This is a genomic window from Bradyrhizobium sp. IC4059 (assembly GCF_020193615.1).
In the GTDB taxonomy this organism is placed as follows: Bacteria; Pseudomonadota; Alphaproteobacteria; order Rhizobiales; family Xanthobacteraceae; genus Bradyrhizobium; species Bradyrhizobium yuanmingense.
Map to the genome: position 1 here is coordinate 287,058 of NZ_JADYVH010000002.1, position 22,640 is coordinate 309,697.

At 64.2% G+C, this 22,640-nt stretch carries 21 protein-coding genes and 1 pseudogene; 13 read left to right on the top strand and 9 right to left on the bottom strand.

The window, feature by feature from the left end; all coding sequences use genetic code 11:
• Positions 1–27: 27 nt before the first annotated feature.
• Positions 28–3,171, bottom strand: a complete 3,144-nt coding sequence (locus I6F12_RS07235; RefSeq protein ID WP_225155865.1) for a multidrug efflux RND transporter permease subunit — start codon at positions 3,169–3,171, stop codon at positions 28–30.
• Positions 3,168–4,340 carry an efflux RND transporter periplasmic adaptor subunit gene (locus I6F12_RS07240; RefSeq protein WP_225125804.1) on the bottom strand — a complete coding sequence of 391 codons (1,173 nt, stop codon included), beginning with the start codon at positions 4,338–4,340 and terminating at the stop codon, positions 3,168–3,170. The genes I6F12_RS07235 and I6F12_RS07240 overlap by 4 nt, the downstream gene beginning before the upstream one ends.
• A 374-nt stretch (positions 4,341–4,714) precedes the next feature.
• On the opposite strand from I6F12_RS07240, the gene I6F12_RS07245 reads away from it, so the two are divergent.
• The 5 genes and pseudogenes from I6F12_RS07245 to I6F12_RS07265 all read left to right on the top strand — a co-directional run bounded on the left by I6F12_RS07245 (position 4,715) and on the right by I6F12_RS07265 (position 7,590).
• A complete protein-coding gene (locus I6F12_RS07245; protein ID WP_225156132.1) occupies positions 4,715–5,011 on the top strand; it encodes a hypothetical protein in 297 nt (98 codons plus the stop codon).
• A 126-nt stretch (positions 5,012–5,137) separates the two neighbouring features.
• A pseudogene (locus tag I6F12_RS07250) lies at positions 5,138–5,365 on the top strand (PKHD-type hydroxylase); the annotation flags it as partial.
• Positions 5,362–6,294: a tonB-system energizer ExbB gene (gene exbB, locus I6F12_RS07255; protein ID WP_225112193.1), complete on the top strand. Its 933-nt coding sequence runs from the start codon at positions 5,362–5,364 to the stop codon at positions 6,292–6,294. The pseudogene I6F12_RS07250 and the gene exbB, both read left to right, overlap by 4 nt.
• 3 nt (positions 6,295–6,297) lie before the next feature.
• Positions 6,298–6,753 (top strand): TonB system transport protein ExbD, encoded by a 456-nt coding sequence (exbD, locus tag I6F12_RS07260; RefSeq protein ID WP_036001202.1) that lies wholly within the window; start codon positions 6,298–6,300, stop codon positions 6,751–6,753.
• Positions 6,754–6,765: 12 nt separating this feature from the next.
• A complete protein-coding gene (locus I6F12_RS07265; RefSeq protein ID WP_036001198.1) occupies positions 6,766–7,590 on the top strand; it encodes a TonB family protein in 825 nt (274 codons plus the stop codon).
• On the opposite strand, the gene I6F12_RS07270 is transcribed toward I6F12_RS07265, so the two are convergent.
• From I6F12_RS07270 to I6F12_RS07300, 7 genes are all read right to left on the bottom strand, one after another.
• A complete protein-coding gene (locus I6F12_RS07270) occupies positions 7,578–8,000 on the bottom strand; it encodes a hypothetical protein (protein ID WP_036034307.1) in 423 nt (140 codons plus the stop codon). The genes I6F12_RS07265 and I6F12_RS07270 overlap by 13 nt on opposite strands.
• A 63-nt stretch (positions 8,001–8,063) precedes the next feature.
• Complete coding sequence (locus I6F12_RS07275) at positions 8,064–8,744, bottom strand: site-2 protease family protein (protein WP_036001193.1); 681 nt, start codon at positions 8,742–8,744, stop codon at positions 8,064–8,066.
• Positions 8,745–8,891: 147 nt separating this feature from the next.
• Positions 8,892–9,284: a GFA family protein gene (locus I6F12_RS07280; protein ID WP_225155866.1), complete on the bottom strand. Its 393-nt coding sequence runs from the start codon at positions 9,282–9,284 to the stop codon at positions 8,892–8,894.
• Between the two features lie 7 nt (positions 9,285–9,291).
• The gene (locus I6F12_RS07285; RefSeq protein ID WP_225155867.1) at positions 9,292–10,038 is read right to left on the bottom strand and encodes an SDR family NAD(P)-dependent oxidoreductase; all 747 of its coding nucleotides are present in this window, start codon (positions 10,036–10,038) and stop codon (positions 9,292–9,294) included.
• Between the two features lie 18 nt (positions 10,039–10,056).
• Complete coding sequence (locus tag I6F12_RS07290; RefSeq protein WP_036001186.1) at positions 10,057–10,788, bottom strand: SDR family oxidoreductase; 732 nt, start codon at positions 10,786–10,788, stop codon at positions 10,057–10,059.
• A gap of 136 nt (positions 10,789–10,924) precedes the next feature.
• Positions 10,925–12,754, bottom strand: coding sequence for an IlvD/Edd family dehydratase (locus I6F12_RS07295; RefSeq protein ID WP_225155868.1), 1,830 nt, complete (start codon positions 12,752–12,754; stop codon positions 10,925–10,927).
• 123 nt (positions 12,755–12,877) lie between these two features.
• Positions 12,878–13,978: a LacI family DNA-binding transcriptional regulator gene (locus I6F12_RS07300; RefSeq protein ID WP_225124260.1), complete on the bottom strand. Its 1,101-nt coding sequence runs from the start codon at positions 13,976–13,978 to the stop codon at positions 12,878–12,880.
• A gap of 201 nt (positions 13,979–14,179) precedes the next feature.
• Between I6F12_RS07300 and ugpC the strand changes: the two genes are divergently transcribed.
• The 8 genes from ugpC to I6F12_RS07340 all read left to right on the top strand — a co-directional run bounded on the left by ugpC (position 14,180) and on the right by I6F12_RS07340 (position 22,545).
• Positions 14,180–15,247, top strand: a complete 1,068-nt coding sequence (ugpC, locus tag I6F12_RS07305; RefSeq protein ID WP_036001178.1) for a sn-glycerol-3-phosphate ABC transporter ATP-binding protein UgpC — start codon at positions 14,180–14,182, stop codon at positions 15,245–15,247.
• 52 nt (positions 15,248–15,299) lie between these two features.
• A complete protein-coding gene (locus I6F12_RS07310; RefSeq protein WP_036022467.1) occupies positions 15,300–16,619 on the top strand; it encodes an ABC transporter substrate-binding protein in 1,320 nt (439 codons plus the stop codon).
• A gap of 65 nt (positions 16,620–16,684) precedes the next feature.
• On the top strand, positions 16,685–17,638 hold the full coding sequence (locus I6F12_RS07315) for a sugar ABC transporter permease (RefSeq protein WP_085972022.1): 954 nt from the start codon (positions 16,685–16,687) through the stop codon (positions 17,636–17,638).
• Positions 17,631–18,566, top strand: a complete 936-nt coding sequence (locus I6F12_RS07320) for a carbohydrate ABC transporter permease (RefSeq protein ID WP_036022472.1) — start codon at positions 17,631–17,633, stop codon at positions 18,564–18,566. Before I6F12_RS07315 ends, I6F12_RS07320 begins: the two co-directional genes overlap by 8 nt.
• A gap of 87 nt (positions 18,567–18,653) precedes the next feature.
• The gene (gene denD / locus I6F12_RS07325; protein ID WP_036022474.1) at positions 18,654–19,640 is read left to right on the top strand and encodes a D-erythronate dehydrogenase; all 987 of its coding nucleotides are present in this window, start codon (positions 18,654–18,656) and stop codon (positions 19,638–19,640) included.
• Between the two features lie 24 nt (positions 19,641–19,664).
• Positions 19,665–20,639, top strand: coding sequence for a sugar kinase (locus I6F12_RS07330; RefSeq protein WP_225156133.1), 975 nt, complete (start codon positions 19,665–19,667; stop codon positions 20,637–20,639).
• 25 nt (positions 20,640–20,664) lie between these two features.
• Positions 20,665–21,315: a bifunctional 4-hydroxy-2-oxoglutarate aldolase/2-dehydro-3-deoxy-phosphogluconate aldolase gene (gene eda, locus I6F12_RS07335; RefSeq protein WP_225155869.1), complete on the top strand. Its 651-nt coding sequence runs from the start codon at positions 20,665–20,667 to the stop codon at positions 21,313–21,315.
• A gap of 60 nt (positions 21,316–21,375) precedes the next feature.
• Complete coding sequence (locus I6F12_RS07340; RefSeq protein ID WP_027571779.1) at positions 21,376–22,545, top strand: acetyl-CoA acetyltransferase; 1,170 nt, start codon at positions 21,376–21,378, stop codon at positions 22,543–22,545.
• Positions 22,546–22,640: the final 95 nt, after the last annotated feature.

Sequence of the window (22,640 nt, forward strand, 5' to 3'; positions counted from 1 at the left end):
TAGCGTCGCGGCAGGCGCGGCGCAACCTTACTCGGCGGCTTCCTTGACGCTGCCCTGCTCGGGCGTCTCCTCGCCTTCGTCGTCCGAACGGCCCCAGGTCGAGAACCAGTTGTTGAGCTTGTCGAGATAGAGATAGACGACCGGCGTGGTGAACAGCGTCAGCGCCTGGCTGACGATCAGGCCGCCGACCATGGCGTAGCCGAGCGGCTGGCGGATTTCGGCGCCGGTGCCGTGGCCGAGCATGAGGGGCACGCCGCCGAGCAGGGCCGCCATCGTCGTCATCATGATCGGGCGGAAGCGCAGCAGTGCGGCCTGGCGGATCGATTCCTCCGGCGTCTTGTGCTCGTCGCGCTCGGCGGCAATCGCGAAGTCCACCATCATGATGCCGTTCTTCTTCACGATGCCGATCAGGAGGATGATGCCGATCAGCGCGATCAGGCTGAAGTCGAATCCGGCCGCCATCAGGATCGCGAGCGCGCCGACGCCGGCCGAGGGTAGCGTCGACAGAATCGTGATCGGATGGATGTAGCTCTCGTAGAGAATGCCGAGGATCAGATAGACCACGACCAGCGCGGCGAGGATCAGGAGCGGCACGGTGCCGAGCGATTGCTGGAACGCCTGCGCGGTGCCCTGGAAGCTCGAATTCAGCGTGGGCGGCGTCCCGAGCTCCGCCATCGCCTTCTGCACGGCCTCGGTGGCCTGGCCGAGCGCGACGCCTTGCGCGAGATTGAAGCTGATCGTGATCGACGGGAACTGGCCTTGATGGCTGATCGAGAGCGGGCGGACCGGATCGGTGGTCCAGCTCGCGAAGGTCGACAGCGGCACCTGGTCGCCGGTCAGCGGCGATTTCACATAGAGCTTGTTTAGCGTCTCGAGATCGCCCTGCATCTCCGGCAGGACTTCCAGGATCACCTTGTAGGTGTTGAGCTGCGTGAAATATTGCGTGACCTGCCGCTGTCCGAAGGAATCATACAGCGTATCGTCGATCAGCTGGGGCTGGATGCCGTAGCGGGCGGCGGTGTCGCGGTTGATCTTGAGCTGGACCGTCGTGCCCTGCGTCTGCTGGTCGGTCGCGACGTCGCGCAGCTCCGGCAGTGTCTGCATCTTGCCAAGGATCTTCGGCGCCCATTCGTTCAGCTCGTCCAGATTGGCGTCTTGCAGCGTGAATTCGAACTGAGTGCGCGTGGGTCGACCGCCGAGCCGCACGTCCTGGGCCGCCTGCATGTAGAGGCGGGCGCCCTGGACCTTGTCGAACTGCGGACGCAGACGCGCGATGATCTGCTGGGCCGAAGCGTCACGCTCATTGCGCGGCTTCAGCGTGATGAACAGGTTGCCGTTGTTGCCGGCACGGCCGCTGCCGCCGATCGACATGGCAACGCTGGCAACGTCGGGATCGGCCAGGATGATCTTGCCGAGTTGCTCCTGGCGTCTCACCATCTCCTTGAACGAGATGTCCTGCGAGGCTTCGGACGTGGCCGTGATCAGGCCGACGTCCTGCTGCGGGAAGAAGCCCTTGGGGATCAGCACGAACAGGTAGATCGACAGGCCGAGCGTGACGAAGAAGATCGCGAGCGTGGTGCGCCGCCAGGCGAGGGCGTGATCGAGCACATATTCGTAGCCGCGCAGCATCGCGTCGAAGGCGCGCTCGCTCCATTGATAGAAGCGGCCGTGCTGCACCTCACCATGGGCACGCAGGAAGCGTGAGGCCATCATCGGTGTCAGCGTCAGCGATACGAACATCGAAACGAAGATAGTCATCGCCAGCACCACGGCGAATTCGCGGAACAGGCGCCCGATAATGCCGCCCATCAGGAGCAGCGGGATCAGCACCGCGACCAGCGAGATGCTGATGGAGACGATCGTGAAGCCGATTTCCTTGGAGCCCTTGAAGGCGGCCTCCATCGGCGAGTCGCCTTCCTCGATGTAACGCGTGATGTTCTCGAGCATTACGATGGCGTCGTCGACCACGAAACCGACCGCGATGGTGAGCGCCATCAGCGACAGATTGTCGAGCGAATAGCCGACCGGCCACATCAGGGCGCACGCGCCCAGCAGCGCCAGCGGGACCGTGACGGTAGGAATGACCGTCGCCCAGAAGCTGCGCAGGAAGATGAAGATGACCATGACCACGAGCACAATGGTCAAGAGCAGCGTGAACTGGACGTCCTCGACCGCGGCACGGATGGTCGCGGTGCGGTCGCTGATGAGCTCGATCTTGATCGCGGGCGGGATCGCCGCCACGAGACGAGGGAGGGTCGCCTTGATCCTGTCGACGGTTTCGATGACGTTGGCGCCGGGCTGCTTGAAGATCACCAGGAACACGCCGCGCTTGCCGTTGGCCCACGCCGCCTGCTTGGCGTCTTCGGCAGCGGTGACCGCTTGGCCGATATCGCGGATTCGCAACGGAGCGCCGTTGCGATAGGCGATGATGACGTCGTTCCAGTCCTTCGCGTGGGTGAGCTGGTCGTTGGCGTAGATCGTATAGGCCCGCTTCTCGCCGTCGATATTGCCCTTGGGGCTGTCGACCGTGGTGATCGCGATCTGGCTGCGGATATCCTCCATCGACAAGCCCTTGGCGACCAGCTTTGCGGGATCGACCTGAATGCGGATCGAGGGTTTCTGCTGGCCGCCGATGAAGACCTGGGCGACGCCCGAGAGCTGGCTGATCTGCTGGGCGAGCTGGGTGTCGACGGCATCGCTGACGCTGGTCAGCGGCAGCGTCTCCGACGTCGCCGACAGGAGCAGGATCGGCGCATCGGCGGGGTTGACCTTGCGGTAGGTCGGGGGCGACGGCAGGTTCCTCGGCAACTGGCCGCTGGCCGCGTTGATGGCACCCTGTACGTCGTTGGCGGCGCCGTCGATGTTGCGGTTGAGGTCGAATTGGATGGTGATCGACGCCGTGCCCAGATAGCTCGTCGAGGTCATCTGCGCGATGCCAGGAATCTGGGCGAATTGCCGCTCGAGCGGCTGCGCCACCGACGAAGCCATGGTCTCGGGGCTGCCGCCGGGCAAATTGGCGGTGACCTGAATGGTCGGAAAGTCCACCTGCGGCAGGGGCGCGACCGGGAGCAGGGGATAGGCGACCAGGCCGACGAAGAGAATGCCGGCCATCAGCAGCGAGGTGCCGATGGGATATCGGATGAAAGGCGCCGAAATCCCGCCCCCGATCATTGCTGTCGAACCTTGTTCTGGGTCGGATCCGAGCTTGCTACCGCCGTCGACACCAGGCTTCCGGGCTGCACCTTGAACTGTCCGCCGACGATCACCTGCTGACCGGGGCTCAATCCTTCCTCGATGACCGAATGACCGTCGATGCCATAGCTGACCTTGATCTTGTGCAGTTCGGCCTTGTTGTCCTGGTTGACCGTATAGGCATAGAGTCCGTTGGTGGAGCGCTGGACCGCGTCATCCGGAACGACCGTCGCATCCTTCAGCGTTCGCACCAGGAGCCGCGTCGAGACCGATTGCCCCGGCCACAGCGTTCTTTCCTTGTTGTCGAACACCGCCTTGAGCCGGATCGTGCCGCTGGTCGCGTCGACCTGGTTGTTGATCACCGCGAGCTTGCCCTCGGCCAGCGTTCTCTTGCCGTCGGTGGTGAAGGCGATCACCTTGAGCGCGCCGGCCTTCTGGCCCTCGCTGATATAGGGGAGCTGGTCTTCCGGCGCGGTGAAGATCACGGCGATCGGCTCGACCTGCGAGATCGTGACGATGGCAGTCTGCGACGAAGCGTTGACGATGTTGCCGACGTCGACCTGACGCAGGCCTGCCACGCCGGTGATCGGCGCCTTGATCTGGGTGTAATCGAGCTGGGTCTGGGCGTTGGAGATCGCGGCATCGTCGGCGGCGATCTGGGCGGTGAGCTGAGCGACGGTGGAGCGCTGTGTGTCGACGCGCTGGGCGGTGGCGAATTCGCCGAGCTTCGTGGCGCGCTGGAGCTCGAGATTGGCGTTGGCGAGACTGGCCTCGTCCTGCGCCTTCTTGGCCTTGGCCTGGTCAAGCGTGGCCTGATAGGGGCGGGGATCGATCGAAACCAGGAGATCGCCCTGCTTGACGATCTGGCCTTCCCTAAATTCGAGCCTGTCGATCTGGCCATCCACACGGCTTCGGACCTGGACCGTGTTAAAGCCCTGAACCGTGCCGAGACCAGTGAGATAGACCGGAAAGTCGGTCTTCTGAACCGGCGCAACGCTGACCGGGACGGCGGAGGGGCGAGGCGGGCCTTTTTGTGCGGTCTGGGTTTTTCCAGCCTCGGACGTGCCGAATTTCTGCCAACCATAATAGCCCGCAGAAGCCACGGCCGCGATGATCAGAAGCCAAAGGATCGGCCGGGACTTGTTCATGTCGTCTCGTGTCGGCTCGTATGCCCTCGGCTACGAATATCGGGGCAATCGTACGGTTCCAGCATGATGTATAATACACGCCAACTTCCAGAGTAAACAGCACTATCGGGTGAGAATCCTAAACAATTGGAAAGCTTTGCACCGTGTAGGCAGCTCGTTGGCGCGGCGACGTGCAATGCCGCGTTTTCCCGCCGCGACCGGCCGGCGTGCAAGTCTTGCGCAGCACGCGGAGCAGTGTGCTCAGGACCGATCGGCCCCGCGCCGCGCTGCCTTTCGGATCTGCCGCAAGAACGGTTCTAAGTCGCCTCGTAGCCGTTTCGGTTACCATGGATTTCGGCATCGTCCATTTCGGCGCCGCAGCGACGGAGCAAAGCATGCACGAGCTGAACGGCAAGCTGATCGCGTGCCAGATTCTGATCAAGGGGTTGATCGCGCGTGTCGCCAACGAGCAGCGCGATCCCTTGTGCTTCCTCACCGACTTTCGCGACGAAATCAAAGCCGTTGTCAACGGCGCCAACATCGCCGGCATGGACAGCACCGATCTCGTGCGCGCCGTTGCGAAGACCGTCGACGAGTTGCTGTGGCTGATGAAACCCAGAGCGGCGATCGAGTGGCCAGCAATCGATTTGCGTTTAGGACGCATCCTTCGCTCAGAGAGCGGGGCAGTTTAGAATCGTTTTGATCTTGATCTATTCAAGGGTTCTCGCGAACGGCACGCATTGACCCGCAATTGTGTGGCCGATACCAACAGGCGACATTCGTTCGACGCGTGTGAACGACAGGAATTGGAGGGCCTTGTGCTCTATCCTCCAGCACCTCTCGTCGCCCCCGTGACCAGGGGGACGCGGGTTGCGTCTTTCTTCTGGCTTCAGAGCATGATACGGGACGATCAAGCCCGGAGCATGATCTATGGCCTCGACACCGCGATACAGGCGCTGGTGGAACGGCTCGGGCGTGACGATCCCGAAACGGTCAAATTGACGGGTATCTATCACAATCTCATTCGCTACTGGGCCGAAGTATGAAGACCATCTCCTTTCAAGCAAGCCTTGCCGCAGCCTTGATGCTGGCGTCTGCCTGGCTCGCATCCCCCGTTTCCGCCCAGACGCAGAGCCCGCCGGCACCGGCCCCATCGACGGCTCAGCCGTCCGCTGCCGGGACCGTCCCCCCGGCAGCTGCGCCTGCGGCCTCGACGGCTCCCGCCGTCGTGGGCGCCGCCCCGGTGGCCGCCAATCCCGCGGGTGCGAAGCCCGAGGCTGCGGCCATGAAGGAATTGTCGCCCTGGGTGATGTTCATGTCGGCGGACGTCATCGTGAAGGCGGTGATGATCGGGCTCGCCTTCGCTTCGCTGATGACCTGGACCGTCTTCATCGCCAAGTCGATCGAGCTGTCGGTCGCCTCCGGCAAGCTGCGTGCGGCGTTGAAGAAGATTGCGGAGGCGCGCTCGCTTGCCGAAGCGCAGATGGCGCTCGGCACCAAGGAGGGCATCCTGCCGTCGTTCCTTGCGGCGGCGTTGCGCGAAGCGCGGATGTCGGCTGGCCTGTCCAGCGATGCCGGCATCAAGGAACGCGCCGCCTCGAGCTTTTCCGAGATCGTGCGCGCGGAGCAACGGCGTATCCGGATCGGCATGGGCGTGCTCGCGACCATCGGCTCGACCTCGCCCTTCGTCGGCCTGTTCGGCACGGTCTGGGGCATCATGAACAGCTTCATCGGCATCTCGAAGTCGCAGACCACGAACCTCGCCGTGGTCGCGCCCGGCATCGCCGAGGCGCTGCTCGCCACCGCGATCGGCCTCGTCGCCGCCATTCCCGCCGTCATCATCTACAACCACTTCTCGCGCGTGACGAAAGGCTATCTCGAGCTCGTCAGCCGCGCCTCGGGCGCGGCGGGGCGACTGCTGTCGCGTGATCTCGACCGCAGCCACGGCAGCGTGCATTCGCGCGCGGCGGAGTAGACCATGGCCGTTTCGCTCGCTGACAATGATGACGACGACGATTTCTCGGAAACGCATGACATCAACGTCACGCCGTTCATCGACGTCATTCTGGTGCTGCTGATCATCTTCATGGTCGCCGCGCCGCTGTCCACGGTCGACCTGCCGATCGATCTGCCGACGTCGAGTGCGACGCCGCAGAAGAAGCCGGACAAGCCGACCTATCTCAGCATCAAGCCCGATCTGACGCTCGCGATCGGGGAGAACGCCGTTCACCGGGCCGAGTTGATCGGAACCCTCGACGGCCTTTCCGAGATGAGCAAGGACAAGTACGTTTTCCTGCGCGCTGATCGCTCGGTGCCCTATGGCGAGTTGATGGGCGTGATGGAGCTCTTGCGCTCGGGCGGCTATACGCGGGTGAAGCTGGTCGCGCTGGAAGGCGCACCGGGGGCGCCTGTGGCAGGCGCCGCCCAGCCTTAAGAAGACGGAACGATGGCGGACGAACCGAGACCATCCCGGAAGCTCTGGATCCTGGCGGCGGCGGCCGCGCTCGCCCTGCATCTCGGCGGTGCTGCGCTCGCGCTGGCGCATTTGCACGGCGACGACGACGGCGATGGTCTCGGCGCGGCCGGAGCCGAGTTCGCCGTCGAGATGGCTTCGCCGGAGGCTCAGGAATCCGATTTGCCGACCGGACCAAACGACTCCGCGGCACAAGAGGAGCGCCCGGAGCTTCCAGAGCAGAAGGCCGAACTGAAGGAGACGGAACTTCCTCAAGATCGACCGCAAGAGGCCGAGGATCCCGATCGCATTGTCAGCGAAAAGGTTGCGAAGAAGGAGCAGGACGACGATCCGAAGGCGGCTGCCGTTGAAACGCCCGCCATGGAGGCTGCCCCAAAGCAGGTTGATATGGCCCGGCAAACGTTCGAGGACGCAACGCGCGAGGCCGAAAAGGCCCTGGCGCCGGTGGTTGGGCTCGGCAAGGACATCCTGAAGATCACGGTGGACTGGAACAAGAAAATCAGTGCGCGTATCAAGCAGCACCAGATCAATCCGGAAGGCAGAGAGAACGCCAATCAGAAGGTCACGGTGAGTTTCGCGCTCAACCGAAAGGGAAATGTGGTCTCGGTCGACGTGATCGCGTCGTCCGGCGACGCCGCCTACGATGCAGCTGCGATCTCGATGGTTCGCAAGGCGGATCCTTTCGAGCCGCCTCCGGTTCAACTGACCGAGGAGCGTTTCGAGCGCACCCTCGAGATCAGCTTCGCCCCTGAGAAATCGAAGAAGACCGCCAACAAGAAGTCGGCTCAACGCCAGTAGAGCCGGATCCCGACATAGACCACCACCAGGCAGGCGAAGATCAGCGCCACGGGCAGGGGCCGTTTCTGGGCTCCGCTGGCCGCGCCTGTCCCGAAGAAACCAGCGCTTTTCGGCTTCGGCGCCGGGCGCCGGAAAGCGGTAACATTATCCGCTGCCGGCTCGGCCTCGCGCGGACGGACGTCGGGCGGCGTTCCAGCGCCACCCATCTCGACGTAATAGGCCTTGTAGATCGCACCGATGGTGGCCTCGGTGGCTTCGCCCTCGCTCATCTGCGCCAACAGGTTCCTGTAGCTGCTCAGGAACTCTTGGGCTTCCGGAGGCAGCGCGGACGCCCCGTTGAGCTTAGCCATCATCTTCCAGGTGGCGAAATCGGCGCGGGCGCGGGTGTCGGCGCGTCGCGCGATCAGCATATCGGCAGCTTTGACCAAGTCGGCCTCTGGCCTTTCGGCTCGTGTTCGGGTGTTCCGGTTCAACTACGCATTGCCGGTCAGGAAGAGAACAGCCTGAATCACATAACCGGTCAACGTCCGCAGTATTGCTGAAATAACATCAAGATTTAGACCTAACTGCGAGCCCGCCAGCGGCAGCAGGATCAAGAGCCCGATCAGGATCAACATACCGAACGGCTCGAGCCGGGCCAGCGGCAAGGCGAGGGCCCGCGGCAGCAGCCCGACCGCAACTCGGCCGCCGTCCAGCGGGGGGATCGGCATCATGTTGAAGACGGCCAGGATGGCGTTGATGATGAGGGCATTCTTGAGGTTGTCGGCAACCCATTTCGCCGCGCTCGCGGGCACCAGCGGCAGGGCATGGAAGGCGAGGGCGGTGGCGAGCGCCAGCAGGATGTTGGTGGCGGGTCCGGCCAGCGCTACCCAGACCATGTCGAGCCTGGGATTGTTCAGCTTGCGGAAGTTTACCGGCACCGGCTTGGCGTAGCCGAACAGGAACGGCGAATGCGCGAACAGCAGCATCGCCGGCAGGATGACGGTGCCGAACGGGTCGATATGCCTGATAGGATTGAAGCTGACGCGGCCGAGCTGCGCGGCCGTGTTGTCCCCGAGCCGGTCCGCGACGAAGGCATGCGCGGCCTCATGGAAGGTGATGGCGAGCACGAGGGGAAGCACCCACACCGACAGGTCGTACAAGGAAATGTTCACAGCTCATCCATTTCGGTTAGCTAGCGGCCTTGCAACCGTCCTGACCAAACCGGCGCAGCAACGCTTCGGCTCAACATAGGGTGACCGGTTCCGAATTGCCACGCTGCAGATGGATGCTTCGGCCGGCCGCCGTGCAGTCGCGCAAAGTCACGCCGGGATCGTCCCGGGATATTGCACCAAGCCGTCGTCGAGCTTCACCCAGGCGAGCTTTTCCGACGCCCAGATGTGCTCGGTCGGCGCAAAGGCGTTACGATCATCGAAGGTGGCGAGCGCAACGCCCGCTAGCGTGCCGTTGCGGCGCCAGGCGAAAAGCCGCGTGCCGCAGCGCTTGCAGAACACGCGATCGATATTCTCCGAGGAGGCGTAGCGTGCAGTCTCGCCGTCGACGCTCAGCGCACGCTGGTCGAACTGCGCGCGGGCGAAATAGGGCGAACCCATCGCCTTCTGGCAGATGCGGCAATGGCAGATGCGGACGTTGAGCGGCTCGCCCTCCGCCTTGAACCGTACCGCGCCGCACAGGCAGCCGCCTTCCCGGATCATGATGTCCTCAATAGGTCGCCCGCCCACCGGAAATATCAAACACCGCGCCGGTCGAGAACGCGCAGTCCTCCGACGCGAGCCAGCTCACCATCGCGGCGAGCTCTTCCACCAGCACGAAGCGCCCCTTCGGGATCTTCGACAACATGAAGTCGATATGCTGCTGCGTCATCTGGTCGAAGATCGCGGTCTTCGCCGCCGCCGGTGTCACCGCGTTGACGAGGATGTCATGGGCGGCGAGCTCCTTGCCGAGCGACTTCGTCAGCGCGATCAGGCCGGCCTTGGACGCCGAATAATGCGCGGCGTTCGGGTTGCCTTCCTTGCCGGCGATCGAGGCGATGTTCACGATCCGCCCGTATTTCTGCTTGAGCATTTCGGGCACGATCGCCTTGGAGACGATGAAGGGGCCATCGAGGTTGATGCGCAGAACTTTCCGCCATTCCTCCAGGTCCGTCTCCCACACCGGCTTGTTGACCCCGGCGATGCCGGCGTTGTTGACGAGAATGTCGATCTTGCCGAAGGTCTTGAGCGTCGCATCGCGTGCCTGCTCGACGGCCGCCGTGTCGGTGACGTCGACCTTGAAGACTTTCGTTTCGCCGCCGATCTCCTTTGCCGTCTTCTCGGCCAGCGCGGCGTCAAAGTCCCAGATCGCGACCTTGGCGCCGGAGGCGACGAAGCGCTCGGTGATGGCGCGGCCAAAGCCCTGCGCGCCGCCGGTGACGATAGCGATGCGGCCGTTGAGATCGATCTTGTTCATGCCGGAGGCCTTCCTGCGTCAGAGCATGTAGCCGCCGTCGACGACGAGATCGACGCCGGTGGTGAAGGCGCTCTCGTCGCTGCCGAGATAGACCGCCATCGCGGCGATCTCCTCGGCGGTGCCGAGCCGGCCCATCTTCTGGCGCGAGATGAACATCTCCTTGCCCTGCGGGCCCTGGGCTGCCGCGCGGTCGAGCATCGAAGGCGTCTCGACGGTGCCGGGACAGATCGAGTTGCAGCGGATGCCCTTGGTGATGAAGTCGAGCGCGACCGCGCGCGACAGCAGCGACACCGCCGCCTTCGACGAGCTGTAGACGTAGCGGTTCGCCGGCGGCCGCAAGGCCGCGCAGGACGAGATGTTGACGATGCTGCCGCCGCCGCCGGCGATCATGTCGGGCAGGAAGGCCTTGATGGTCCGGTGCATCGACTTGACGTTCAGGTCGAACGAGAAATCGAAATCCTCTTCCGAGCACTCCAGGATGGTGCCGTGGTGCACGAAGCCGGCGGCGTTGAGCAGGATGTCGATCTTGCCGACGCGCTTGGCGAAGGCGTTGACGTCGGCGGTGTTGCGGACGTCGAGCTTTGCGACCTCGGCGATGCCTTCCTTCGTCAGGCTCGCGATGCCGGCTTCGTTGATGTCGGTGGCGATGACGGTTGCGCCTTCACGCGCGAACGCGATGGCGCAAGCGCGCCCAATGCCTGCCGCGGCAGCCGTGACGACGGCGCGCTTTCCCTTTAGGCGGTCTGCCATGTTGTTTCTCCTGCGAATTTTCCTTCGTCATTCCGGGGCGCGCCTCTTGGCGCGAACCCGGAATCCATCGCGCCACAGCGCCGGTGGATGAATGGATTCCGGGCTCGCGACTGCGTCGCGCCCCGGAATGACCGTGTCAGTGATTGTCCCGCGCCACACCGAACGTACCGGCGACGTTCTGGTAGCGCGTGGCGAGCTCCATGCAGGCGCCGGTCGATTGCTGGCCGACGGTGTTGCGATAGATCTCCTGCCACGGCGTCTGGTTCGGCGGATGCTTGAAGCCGCCGCTGGCCTTGAGCTCGGCGTAGCGCTTCTTCAGCTCCTCGTCCGGGATCAGGATGTTGGCGCTGCCCTTGTTGAGGTCGATGCGGACCTTGTCGCCGGTCTTGAGGACGGCAAGCCCGCCATTGGCGGCCGCTTCAGGCGAGGCGTTGAGGATCGAGGGCGAGCCAGAAGTGCCGGACTGGCGACCGTCGCCGATGCAGGGCAGGGACAGGATGCCGCGTTTGATCAGCGCCGCCGGCGGCTGCATGTTCACAACCTCGGCGCCACCGGGGTAGCCGATCGGGCCGGTGCCGCGGATGAACAGCACGCAGCGCTCGTCGATGTCGAGCGAGGGATCGTCGATCCGCTCGTGATAATCCTCCGGCCCCTCGAACACGATGGCGCGGCCCTCGAAGGCATTGAGGTCCTTCGGGTTGCTGAGGTAGCGGTCGCGGAATTCCTTGGAGATCACGCTTGTCTTCATGATCGCGGAATCGAACAGATTGCCCTTCAGCACCAGGAAGCCGGCGTCCTTCACCAGCGGCTTGTCGTAAGCCCAGATCACGTCGTTGTCGGGAGCGGGCGCGTTCTTGCAGTTCTCGCCGATGCCGCGGCCGTTGACCGTGACCGCGTCCTCATGGATGCGCTTGTGCTTCATCAATTCGCGCACCACCGCGGGCACGCCGCCGGCGCGGTGAAATTCCTCGCCGAGATAGAAGCCGGCCGGCTGCATGTTGACCAGGAGCGGCACGTCGTGGCCGAACTTCTGCCAGTCCTCGATCGACAGCTCGACGCCGATATGGCGGGCGAGGGCGTTGATGTGGATCGGCGCGTTGGTCGAGCCGCCGATCGCCGAATTGATCACGATGCAGTTCTCGAACGCCTTGCGGGTCAGGATGTCGGAAGGCTTCAAATCCTCCCAGACCATCTCGACGATGCGTTTTCCGGTCTCGTAAGCGATCTGGCCGCGCTCGCGATAGGGCGCCGGGATCGCCGCGCAGCCCGGCAGCGAGAAGCCGAGCGCTTCGGCAAGCCCGTTCATGGTCGAGGCCGTCCCCATGGTGTTGCAATGGCCGACCGAGGGCGCCGAGGAGGCCACGATCTCCATGAACTCTTCATAGTCGATCTCGCCGGCCGCGAGCCGCTCGCGCGATTTCCAGACGATGGTGCCGGAGCCGGTGCGCTCGCCATTGTGCCAGCCGTTCAGCATCGGGCCGCCCGACAGCACGATCGCGGGCAGGTTCACCGTCGCCGCCGCCATCATGCAGGCCGGCGTGGTCTTGTCGCAGCCGGTGGTCAGCACCACGCCGTCGAGCGGATAGCCGTAGAGAATTTCGACGAGGCCGAGATAAGCGAGGTTACGGTCGAGCGCCGCGGTCGGTCGCTTGCCGGTCTCCTGAATGGGATGGGTCGGGAATTCCATCGCGATGCCGCCGGCCTCGCGGATGCCTTCGCGGACGCGGTGCGCGAGCTCGAGATGATGGCGGTTGCAGGGGGACAGATCGTTTCCGGTCTGGGCGATGCCGATGATCGGCTTGCCGGATTGCAGCTCGGCGCGGGTGAGGCCGTAATTCAGGTAACGCTCCATATAGAGCGCGGTCATGCCCGGATTGTGCGGGTTGTTGAACCATTCCTGCGAGCGAAGATGGCGGCGGGTACCGTTGCTGCCGGCGGCATGCCCGTTGGTTGGTTTCTTTGTCATTGGTTTCTCCTGCAATGCAAACGCGACTACCGTCCGTCTCATGGTGTCGGCATGTGCGGTGCCCAACGGCGCGCGCGATGATCTGCCTTCCCGCTGGCGGGTCGTTTCCTCACGATTCCGATACTAGTCGTGGCTGCTTGGTAACGCTATCATTTTGTTCGCCGCGCCCGCGCCTGATACGGCTGGCCTGCTGTCCGAACGTCGCGCCGACGAGCTTTGCCGCTCGATCACCTTGAAGCCGAGATCGAGCACCGGCTGCTCCGGGCGGCGGCCCTCGATCGCGTCGATCAGCATGGTGGCGGCCGTCTTGCCCATCTCATAGCGGTTGGTGCGGACGCTGGTGAGGGTGGGGACGGCGGCGGCCATGAATTCGAGATCGTTGAAGCCGACGATCGCGATCTGCCCGGGGACTGTGATCTCCCGGCGCCGGCATTCGAACAGCACGCCGAGCGCGAGGTCGTCGTTGGCGCAGAACACCGCATCGATGTCCGGCTCGCGCGCCAGCAGATCGGTGAACAGGGCGCCGCCGAGCGTCACCGAGGTTGGCGTCGCCGTCGTGACCACCAGGCGCTGGTCGAACGATCCGGCGTCCTTCATGGCCGAGACATATCCGTCCAGCCGCCGCTGCACCCTGGGATCCATCCTCGCGCCGACGAAGCCGACCTTGCGGTGACCTTGCTCGAACAGATGCGCGATCGCCGCGCGGGCCGCATCATAGTGCGAAAAGCCGATCATCATGTCGACCGGGTCCGGGCCGATCTCCATGATCTGCACGATCGGACAGTCCGCGGCCTGAAGCATCGCGCGGGACTCCGCGGTCTGGTCGATGCCGGTGACGATCAGCCCGGCCGGCTTCTGTGCCAGAAACAGACGCAGCAACTTCTCTTCCTGGAGAATGCTGTAGCGCGTGTTGGACAACTGGATCGAGTAGCGGCTGCCTTCGGAGGCGTCATAGATGCCGCGCAGCACGTCCGAGAACACGTTGTTGGTGAGCGATGGGATCAGGACACCGATGACCTCGGTGCGTTGCGAGGCGAGGGCGCGCGCGGCAAGGTTGGGCACATAGCCGAGCTCCTTGGCGGCGCTCTCGACCCGCGTCCGCTTGGCGACTGACAGGGCCTCCGGATTGCGGAAAAAGCGCGACGCGGTAATCGGGCTGACGCCGGCGAGCTCGGCCACTTCGGCCAGCCGGATTTTGCCTGACTTGGTGCGTTTTCGACCCATTTGCTGCTCTTAACACAGTCAGTCCCGCAAACAAAGGAACGTTGACAGCGCTACCAGCAACGACTAACCAAAGACAAATTGCCAAAACCGCACAAACTACCGACAATGTTGCCCGCTAATATCGGGCCTGGTTCGGTAAAGTCCGAAAAACAAGACGGTCGCGGCGCGAGAGGCGCCGTCGACTTTCGAGGAGGGAGCTAGATGTCGTCTGTGCAAATCCGCGACGTGCGGAAATCGTTCGGCAATTTTGAAGTCCTGCACGGCGTGACGATTCCGATCGAGGACGGCCAGTTCGTCGTCCTGGTCGGCCCCTCCGGCTGCGGCAAGTCGACGCTTCTGCGCATGCTCGCCGGCCTCGAGAACATCACTTCCGGGACGATCTCGATCGGCGACCGCGTCGTCAACAATGTCCAGCCCAAGGAGCGGGACATTGCGATGGTCTTCCAGAACTACGCGCTCTATCCGCACATGACGGTCGCCGACAACATGGGCTTCTCGCTCAAGCTGCGGAATGCCAGCTCGGACGAGATCAACAAGCGCGTCAAGCGCGCCGCCGAGATCCTCGCGCTGTCGCCGCTGCTCGACCGCTATCCGCGACAGCTCTCCGGCGGTCAGCGCCAGCGCGTCGCCATGGGCCGCGCCATCGTGCGCGATCCGCAGGTGTTCCTGTTCGACGAGCCGTTGTCGAACCTGGACGCCAAGCTGCGCGTGGCCATGCGCACCGAGATCAAGGAGCTGCACCAGCGGCTGAAGACGACGACCGTCTACGTCACCCACGACCAGATCGAGGCCATGACCATGGCCGACAAGATCGTTGTCATGCATGACGGCATCGTCGAGCAGATGGGCACCCCGCTCGAGCTCTACGACAAGCCCGACAACCAGTTCGTGGCCGGCTTCATCGGCTCGCCTGCCATGAACTTCCTCAAAGGCCATGTGCGCGTCAACGGCGTTGCGAGCTTCGAAGGACCGAACGGCGTCAAGCTCCCGCTCAAGACCGCGCCCGCCAATTCCGACGGCCGTCCTGCGGTCTATGGCGTGCGACCGGAGCACTTCACCATCGCCGATGACGGCGCCGAGGCCGAGATCATCGTCGTCGAGCCGACCGGCTCGGAGACGCAGGTGTTTGCCAAGCTCGGCGGCGAGCAGGTCGTCGCGGTCTTCCGCGAGCGTCACCAGTTCAATCCGGGCGACAAGGTGCGGCTGAAGCCCGAGCCATCGCTGGTCCATCTGTTCGACGATGCGACGGGCAAACGCATGAACGCCTAACGCATCAGACGACAAGGCATAGACAACAAAAAAGCATCACAGGGAGGACAACATGCAAGACTTTACCCGCCGGTCTCTGCTTCAAGGCGGCACCGCTTTGGCTGCGACCGGCATGCTGACGGGGCCGGCACTGTTCGACTTCGCCAAGGCCTGGGCGCAGAGCGCGCCCTGGAAGGCCGAGCCGGGCGCCAAGCTGACCGTGATGCGCTGGAAGCGCTTCGTGCCGGCGGAGGACGATGCGTTCAACGCGATGGTGGCGGCGTTCAAGGCCGCGACCGGCACCGAGATGAACACCTTCAGCGAGTCCTTCGAGGACGTGCAGCCGAAGGCCTCGGTTGCGGCCAACACCGGCTCCGGCCTCGATCTCGCCTGGGGTCTGCACACCCTGCCGCAGCTTTTCCCGACCAAAGTGCTGAAGATGAATGATGTCGCCGATTATCTCGGCAACAAATACGGCGGCTGGACCGATGCGGCGGCCAAGACCTGCAAGCTCGGCAACGACTGGCTCGGCATTCCCGTCGCGACCAACGGCGGTTACATGACCTACCGCAAGTCGGCGCTCGACAAGGCTGGCTTCAAGGAATTCCCGAAGGACTTCCCCGGCTTCCTCGAGATGTGCAAGGCGCTCAAGGCCAACAACACGCCGGCCGGCTTCGCGCTCGGTCACGCCTCGGGCGACGGCAATTCCTGGCTGCACTGGGTGCTGTGGGGCCACGGTGCCTACACGGTCGACCAGAACGACAAGATCGTCATCAATTCGCCGGAGACGGCGAAGGCGCTGGAATATTGCAAGGCGCTGTACGACAACTTCATTCCGGGCACGGCGTCCTGGAACGATTCCTCCAACAACAAGGCGTATCTCGCCGGCGAGCTCTATTGCACGGCGAACGGCATCTCGATCTACGTCGCCGCCAAGACCGATCCCAGCAAGAAGGAGCTCACCGAGGACACCTATCACGCGCTCTGGCCGGTCGGTCCGGTCGGCAAGCCGACCGAGCTGCAGCTGGCGCTGCCGATCCTCGCCTTCAACTTCACCAAATATCCGAATGCGGCAAAGGCCTTCGTCGCCTTCATGCTGGAGAAGGAGAACTACGAGAAGTGGCTGGCCGGCGCGCAGGGCTATCTGACGCAGACCCTGAACGCCTATGAATCGGCGCCGATCTGGACGGCCGATCCCAAGAACGCCGTGTTCTCGCAGGCCTCCAAGCGCACGCTGCCGGCGTCGGGCATCGGCACCGTCGGCGAGAAGGCGGCAACCGCGATCGCCGACTTCATCGTCGTCGACATGTTCGCCAATTACTGCACCGGCGCCAAGGATGCGAAGGGCGCGATGGCGGAAGCCGAGCGCCAGCTGAAGCGCATCTATCGCTGAACAGTCACGGGGCGGGCGCCTCTTGGGTCGCCCGCTCGTCAACATTTCGATCAAGGATATCGGGCATGGCTGATGTCGCAATTCCCCGGGCCAAGCCTCAGATGACCGAGGCTGGCGCCTGGGCCCAGCTTAAACACAATCGCAATTGGCTCGGCTTCTGGTTCATGGTGCCGGCCATGGTGTTCCTGATCTTCTTCCTGGCCTATCCGCTGGGGCTGGGCATCTGGCTGTCCTTCACGGACACGCGCATCGGCAGGGTCGGACAGTTCATCGCCTTCGAGAACTACGAATGGCTGTGGGACGATTCCATCTTCTGGCTGTCGGTGTTCAATACGCTGCTCTACACCTTCGTCGCCAGCGCCTTCAAATTCGGCATCGGCCTTTACCTCGCGCTGCTGCTCAACGAGCACATGCCGTTCAAGGCGATGCTGCGCGCGATGGTGCTCATCCCCTTCATCGTTCCGACGGTGCTCTCCGCGCTCGCCTTCTGGTGGATCTTCGACTCGCAATTCTCGATCATCTCCTGGTCGCTGAAGCAGCTCGGCCTGATCAACCAGAACATCAACTTCCTCGGCGACACGACCTGGGCACGCATTTGCGTGATCTTCGCCAATATCTGGCGCGGCGTGCCGTTCGTCGCGATCACGCTGCTCGCAGGCCTCCAGACCGTCTCGCCGTCGCTCTATGAAGCCGCGACGCTCGACGGCGCCACGCGCTGGCAGAATTTCCGCTACATCACCTATCCGCTCTTGACGCCGATCATCGCCGTCGTGATGACCTTCTCGGTGCTGTTCACCTTCACCGATTTCCAGCTGATCTGGGCGATGACGCGTGGCGGCCCCGTCAACGCCACTCATCTGATGGCGACCCTGTCCTATCAGCGTGCGATCATCGCCGGGCAGCTCGGCGAGGGGGCCGCGATCTCCAGCGCGATGATTCCGTTCCTGCTCGCCGCGATCATGGTCTCCTGGTTCGGATTGCAGCGCCGCAAGTGGCAGCAGGGAGAAAACAATGACTGATCTCCCCACCTCGCGGATCGATCTCAAGGCCGTCCTGCATAGCTCGGCTCCGACAGTCGCGAAGGATGATCACAGCGAGGGCATGAGCTATCTGCAGTCGGTGCCGCGCAGGCTGGTGACGCTGTACCTGCCGCTCGCCATCATCGTCGTCGTCCTGCTGTTCCCGTTCTACTGGATGGCGCTGACCTCGGTGAAGCCCGACGAGCAGCTGCTCGACCTCGACAAGTACAATCCGTTCTGGACCTGGAATCCGACCTTCAAGCACTTCCACAAGCTGCTGTTCGAGAGCTACTATCCGTACTGGCTCTGGAACACGATGTACGTGGCGATCTGCGCGACGGTGCTCTCGATCATCGCCTCGGTGTTCGCCGCCTACGCCATCGTGCGCTTGCGTTACAAGGGCGCCAATCTCGTCGGCGGGCTGATCTTCCTCGCCTATCTGGTGCCGCCGTCGATCCTGTTCATTCCGCTCGCCACGGTCGTGTATCAGTACGGCCTGTTCGATTCGCCGCTGGCGCTGATCCTGACCTATCCGACCATCCTGATCCCGTTCTCGACCTGGCTGTTGATGGGCTATTTCAAGACCATCCCCTTCGAGCTCGAGGAATGCGCGCTGATCGACGGGGCGAGCCGCTGGCAGATCCTGATCAAGATCGTCGTGCCGCTGGCCATTCCCGGCCTGATCTCGGCCTTCATCTTCTGCTTCACGCTGTGCTGGAACGAGTTCATCTACGCCCTGACCTTCCTGCAATCGACCAGCAACAAGACGGTGCCGGTCGCGATCGTGAACGAGTTCGTGGACGGTGACATCTACCGCTGGGGCTCGCTGATGGCGGGCGCGCTGGCCGGCTCGCTGCCGCTCGTGATCCTTTACGCCTTCTTCGTGGAGCATTATGTGTCGGCGATGACCGGCGCCGTGAAGGAATGATCGCGGGGCTTGCCGAGGGCGCGCCAATGGTTTCAGGAGCGGCGCGCTCCGGCCAATAAGTCCGGCCAATAAGAAGGAGTTGAGCTCTTGCACATTCTGGTTCTCGGCGCCGCCGGCATGGTCGGCCGCAAGCTCTGTGAACGGCTGCTGCGCGACGGCCGGCTCGGCAAGAGCGATATCACCAAGCTGACCATGCATGACGTGGTCGAGCCGAAGAAGCCGGAGCAGGCCGGTTTTGCCGTCGAGACCGTCTCGGGCGATTTCGCCGTCCCGGGCGCGGCTGAGAAACTGATCGCAGGTCGCCCCGACGTGATCTTCCATCTCGCCGCGATCGTCTCCGGCGAGGCCGAGCTCGACTTCGACAAGGGCTATCGCATCAATCTCGACGGCACGCGGATGCTGCTCGATGCGATCCGCCTTGCGGGCGGCGGCTACAAGCCGCGCGTGGTGTTCACGTCCTCGATCGCAGTGTTCGGCGCGCCGTTTCCCGATGCGATCGGCGACGAGTTCTTCCATACCCCGCTGCTCAGCTACGGCACGCAGAAGGCGATCGGCGAACTTCTGCTCGCCGATTATTCCCGCCGCGGCTTCCTTGACGGCATCGGCATCCGCCTGCCGACCATCTGCATCCGGCCGGGCCTGCCCAACAAGGCGGCATCGGGCTTCTTCTCCAACATTCTGCGCGAACCGCTCGCCGGCAAGGAAGCGATCCTTCCGGTCTCCGAGGACGTCCGCCACTGGCACGCGACGCCTCGCTCGGCCGTCGGCTTCCTGCTTCACGCCGGCACCATGGATCTCGCCACTGTCGGCCCGCGCCGCAACCTGACCATGCCGGGCCTATCGGCCACGGTCGGCGAGCAGATCGCCGCCTTGAAGCGGGTTGCGGGCGAGAAGGTCGCCGCGCGCATCAAGCGCGAGCCCGATCCCTTCATCGTCGGCATCGTCGGCGGCTGGCCGCGCAATTTCGATGCCAGGCGGTCGCGCGAACTCGGCTTCACCACCGCCGAGAAGACGTTCGACGATATCATCCGCATTCACATCGAAGACGAGCTCGGCGGCAATTTCGTCGCCTGAGCTCGGACTGAGCGGGCCCTGATGATGGCGAGCGTTGCTTGCATCGGCGAATGCATGGTCGAGCTGCGGCAGGCCCAGGGCGGCGCGTCCGCCGGGCAGGGGCAGGGCGGTGGCCTGTACTCACGCGGCTTCGGCGGCGACACCCTCAACACGGCGGTGTATCTGGCGCGGCTGGACGTCAAGGTCGATTATCTCACCGCGCTCGGCGATGACGCCCTGAGCGACGAGATGGTCGCGGCCTGGAATGCGGAAGGCGTCGGCACGCGGCGTGTCGTGCGGCTCGCGGGCAAGCTGCCCGGCCTCTACATGATCCAGACGGATGCGGAGGGCGAGCGCCAGTTCTTCCATTGGCGCGACAGTGCGGCCGCGCGCCAGCTGATGAGCCTGCCGGAGACGGACGAGCTGCTCAACTCGCTGATGAGCTACGACGTCGTCTATCTCTCTGCGATCACGCTCTCGATCTACGACGCGGCCGGGCGCGAGCGCCTGTTCGGCGCCATCAAGCGCGCGCGCCTGCTCGGCACTCGCTTCGTGTTCGACACCAATTTCCGCGCGCGCGGCTGGCCGGACCGCGATATCGCGCGGGAGGTGTTTGCGACCGCCTTCGCGGCCGCCGACATCGTGCTGACCTCGACCGAGGATCTGCTCGCCCTCCATCCCGGCGAAAGTCACGACCAGCTGATGGCGCGCATCCCAACCCCGGAACTGGTGTTCCGTCTGCCCGAGCCGGTGAGCCTGTTGCGCTACCCCGGCGGCGCCAGCGAGGTCCGCGCCGAGCCCATGACCAAGCGGGTGGTCGATACCACCGCCGCCGGCGACAGCTTCGCCGCGGCTTATATCGCGGCCCGACTTGCCGGCGCCGAGCCGGCCGAGGCGGCCCTATCAGGACATCGGCTCGCCAGCCTCGTGATCTGCTATCCCGGCGCCATCATTCCGGGCTATGCCATGCCGCCGAAGAAGCGGCACCGGCCGGCGGCGTCCCGCCAGGCCAACAATTAGACAGCGACCAAATGAATCGAGACCCATGACCACGGCTGCCCAACAGAACCACCTCGTCGCCCTGTTCAAGGCTGCGACCGTCATTCCCGTCCTCACCATCGAGCGCATCCAGGATGCGGTGCCGCTGGCGCGCGCCCTGGTTGCCGGCGGGGTCCGCACGCTGGAGGTGACCTTGCGCACCCCCGTTGCGATCGAGGCGGCGCGCGCGATGATGACCGAGGTCCCCGAGGCGGTCGTCGGCATCGGGACCATTCTCAACCCGTCCGACTTCAGCCGCGTCGAGAAGCTCGGCGTCGCGTTCGGCATCAGCCCGGGCCTGACCCCCGATCTGCTCAAGGCCGCGACCGACAGCTCCTTGCCGTTCGCGCCGGGCATTGCCACGGCCTCGGAGCTGATGATGGCGCTGTCCTACGGTTTCGACGTCGCAAAGTTCTTCCCGGCGGAGCAGGCCGGCGGCATCAAGGGCCTGCGCGCCCTCGGCGGGCCGTTCCCGAACCTGCGGTTCTGCCCGACCGGCGGGGTGGGCGAGGCCAATGCCGCGACCTGGCTGGCTGAACCCAATGTCGTTGCGGTTGGCGGGTCCTGGCTGTGCCCGACGGCGGAAATCCGGGCCGGGAACTGGGCCGGCATAACTGCCATCTGCGAGCGGACCCTCAAGGCGCTGAAAGCCGCGTGAAGTCTTGCCATCCCTGGGCTAAGACTTAGCTCAGGAAGAGGCCTCCAGGGAGAAATGACCATGACCGCCAGCATCGTCGGATGGGCGCATACGCCGTTCGGCAAGTTCGACACCGAAACCGTCGAAAGCCTCGTCACCCGCGTCGCCAATGAGGCGCTGGCGGATGCCGGCATCTCGGCCGGTGATGTCGACGAGATCGTGCTCGGCCATTTCAACGCCGGCTTCTCGCCGCAGGATTTCACGGCGTCGCTGGTACTGCAGGCCGATCCCAAGCTGCGCTTCAAGCCGGCGACCCGTGTCGAGAACGCCTGCGCCACGGGATCTGCCGCCGTGCATCAGGGCCTGCGCGCGATTGCCGCAGGGGCGGCCAAGATTGTGCTGGTCGTCGGCGTCGAGCAGATGACGCGCACGCCGAGCGCCGAGATCGGCAAGAACCTGCTCAAGGCTTCCTACCTCCCTGAGGACGGCGACACGGTCGGCGGTTTCGCCGGCGTGTTCGGCAAGATCGCCAGCTCCTACTTCCAGAAATACGGCGACCAGTCCGATGCGCTGGCGCTGATCGCGGCCAAGAACCACAAGAACGGCGTCGCCAATCCCTTCGCCCAGATGCGCAAGGACTTTGGCTTCGACTTCTGCCGCGCCGAGAGCGAGAAGAACCCCTATGTCGCCGGCCCGCTGAAGCGGACGGACTGCTCGCTGGTCTCCGACGGCGCCGCTGCGCTGGTGCTGGCCGATGCCGAGACGGCCAAGGGCATGACCAAGTCGATCGGCTTCCGCGCCACTGCGCACGCCCAGGACTTCCTGCCGATGAGTAAGCGCGACATCCTGCAGTTCGAGGGCTGCACGGTCGCCTGGCAGCGGGCGCTGGAGAAGGCCGGTGTCACGCTGTCCGATCTCTCCTTCGTCGAGACCCATGACTGCTTCACCGTCGCCGAGCTGATCGAGTACGAAGCGATGGGTCTGACGCCGAAGGGGCAGGGCGCCCGCGCCATCAAAGAAGGCTGGACGCTCAAGGACGGCAAGCTGCCGGTCAATCCGTCCGGCGGCCTCAAGGCCAAGGGCCATCCGATCGGCGCCACCGGCGTCTCCATGCATGTGATGACCGCGATGCAGCTCGCGGGCCAGGCGCCCGAGGGCATGCAGCTCAAGAACGCCAAGCTCGGCGGCATCTTCAACATGGGTGGCGCGGCCGTCGCCAACTACGTCTCCGTCCTGGAGCCGCTGAAGTAGTTTGATCCTGTAGGGTGGGCAAAGGCGCCATACGCCATGCCCGCCTTATTTCTTTGCGTTAGATCATGGTGGGCTCGCGCGGCCCCCTTAATGCT

What these genes read in the sequence shown, in the direction of transcription:
- I6F12_RS07330 (WP_225156133.1), top strand. Translation starts at nt 19,665, where the DNA reads ATGGCGAGCGTTGCTTGCATCGGCGAATGCATGGTCGAGCTGCGGCAG.
- eda (WP_225155869.1), top strand. Translation starts at nt 20,665, where the DNA reads ATGACCACGGCTGCCCAACAGAACCACCTCGTCGCCCTGTTCAAGGCT.
- I6F12_RS07295 (WP_225155868.1), bottom strand. Translation starts at nt 12,754, where the DNA reads ATGACAAAGAAACCAACCAACGGGCATGCCGCCGGCAGCAACGGTACC.
- I6F12_RS07290 (WP_036001186.1), bottom strand. Translation starts at nt 10,788, where the DNA reads ATGGCAGACCGCCTAAAGGGAAAGCGCGCCGTCGTCACGGCTGCCGCG.
- I6F12_RS07285 (WP_225155867.1), bottom strand. Translation starts at nt 10,038, where the DNA reads ATGAACAAGATCGATCTCAACGGCCGCATCGCTATCGTCACCGGCGGC.
- I6F12_RS07265 (WP_036001198.1), top strand. Translation starts at nt 6,766, where the DNA reads ATGGCGGACGAACCGAGACCATCCCGGAAGCTCTGGATCCTGGCGGCG.
- I6F12_RS07320 (WP_036022472.1), top strand. Translation starts at nt 17,631, where the DNA reads ATGACTGATCTCCCCACCTCGCGGATCGATCTCAAGGCCGTCCTGCAT.
- I6F12_RS07300 (WP_225124260.1), bottom strand. Translation starts at nt 13,978, where the DNA reads ATGGGTCGAAAACGCACCAAGTCAGGCAAAATCCGGCTGGCCGAAGTG.
- exbB (WP_225112193.1), top strand. Translation starts at nt 5,362, where the DNA reads ATGAAGACCATCTCCTTTCAAGCAAGCCTTGCCGCAGCCTTGATGCTG.
- I6F12_RS07270 (WP_036034307.1), bottom strand. Translation starts at nt 8,000, where the DNA reads ATGCTGATCGCGCGACGCGCCGACACCCGCGCCCGCGCCGATTTCGCC.
- exbD (WP_036001202.1), top strand. Translation starts at nt 6,298, where the DNA reads ATGGCCGTTTCGCTCGCTGACAATGATGACGACGACGATTTCTCGGAA.
- I6F12_RS07240 (WP_225125804.1), bottom strand. Translation starts at nt 4,340, where the DNA reads ATGAACAAGTCCCGGCCGATCCTTTGGCTTCTGATCATCGCGGCCGTG.
- ugpC (WP_036001178.1), top strand. Translation starts at nt 14,180, where the DNA reads ATGTCGTCTGTGCAAATCCGCGACGTGCGGAAATCGTTCGGCAATTTT.
- I6F12_RS07340 (WP_027571779.1), top strand. Translation starts at nt 21,376, where the DNA reads ATGACCGCCAGCATCGTCGGATGGGCGCATACGCCGTTCGGCAAGTTC.
- I6F12_RS07235 (WP_225155865.1), bottom strand. Translation starts at nt 3,171, where the DNA reads ATGATCGGGGGCGGGATTTCGGCGCCTTTCATCCGATATCCCATCGGC.
- I6F12_RS07315 (WP_085972022.1), top strand. Translation starts at nt 16,685, where the DNA reads ATGGCTGATGTCGCAATTCCCCGGGCCAAGCCTCAGATGACCGAGGCT.
- I6F12_RS07280 (WP_225155866.1), bottom strand. Translation starts at nt 9,284, where the DNA reads ATGATCCGGGAAGGCGGCTGCCTGTGCGGCGCGGTACGGTTCAAGGCG.
- I6F12_RS07310 (WP_036022467.1), top strand. Translation starts at nt 15,300, where the DNA reads ATGCAAGACTTTACCCGCCGGTCTCTGCTTCAAGGCGGCACCGCTTTG.
- I6F12_RS07245 (WP_225156132.1), top strand. Translation starts at nt 4,715, where the DNA reads ATGCACGAGCTGAACGGCAAGCTGATCGCGTGCCAGATTCTGATCAAG.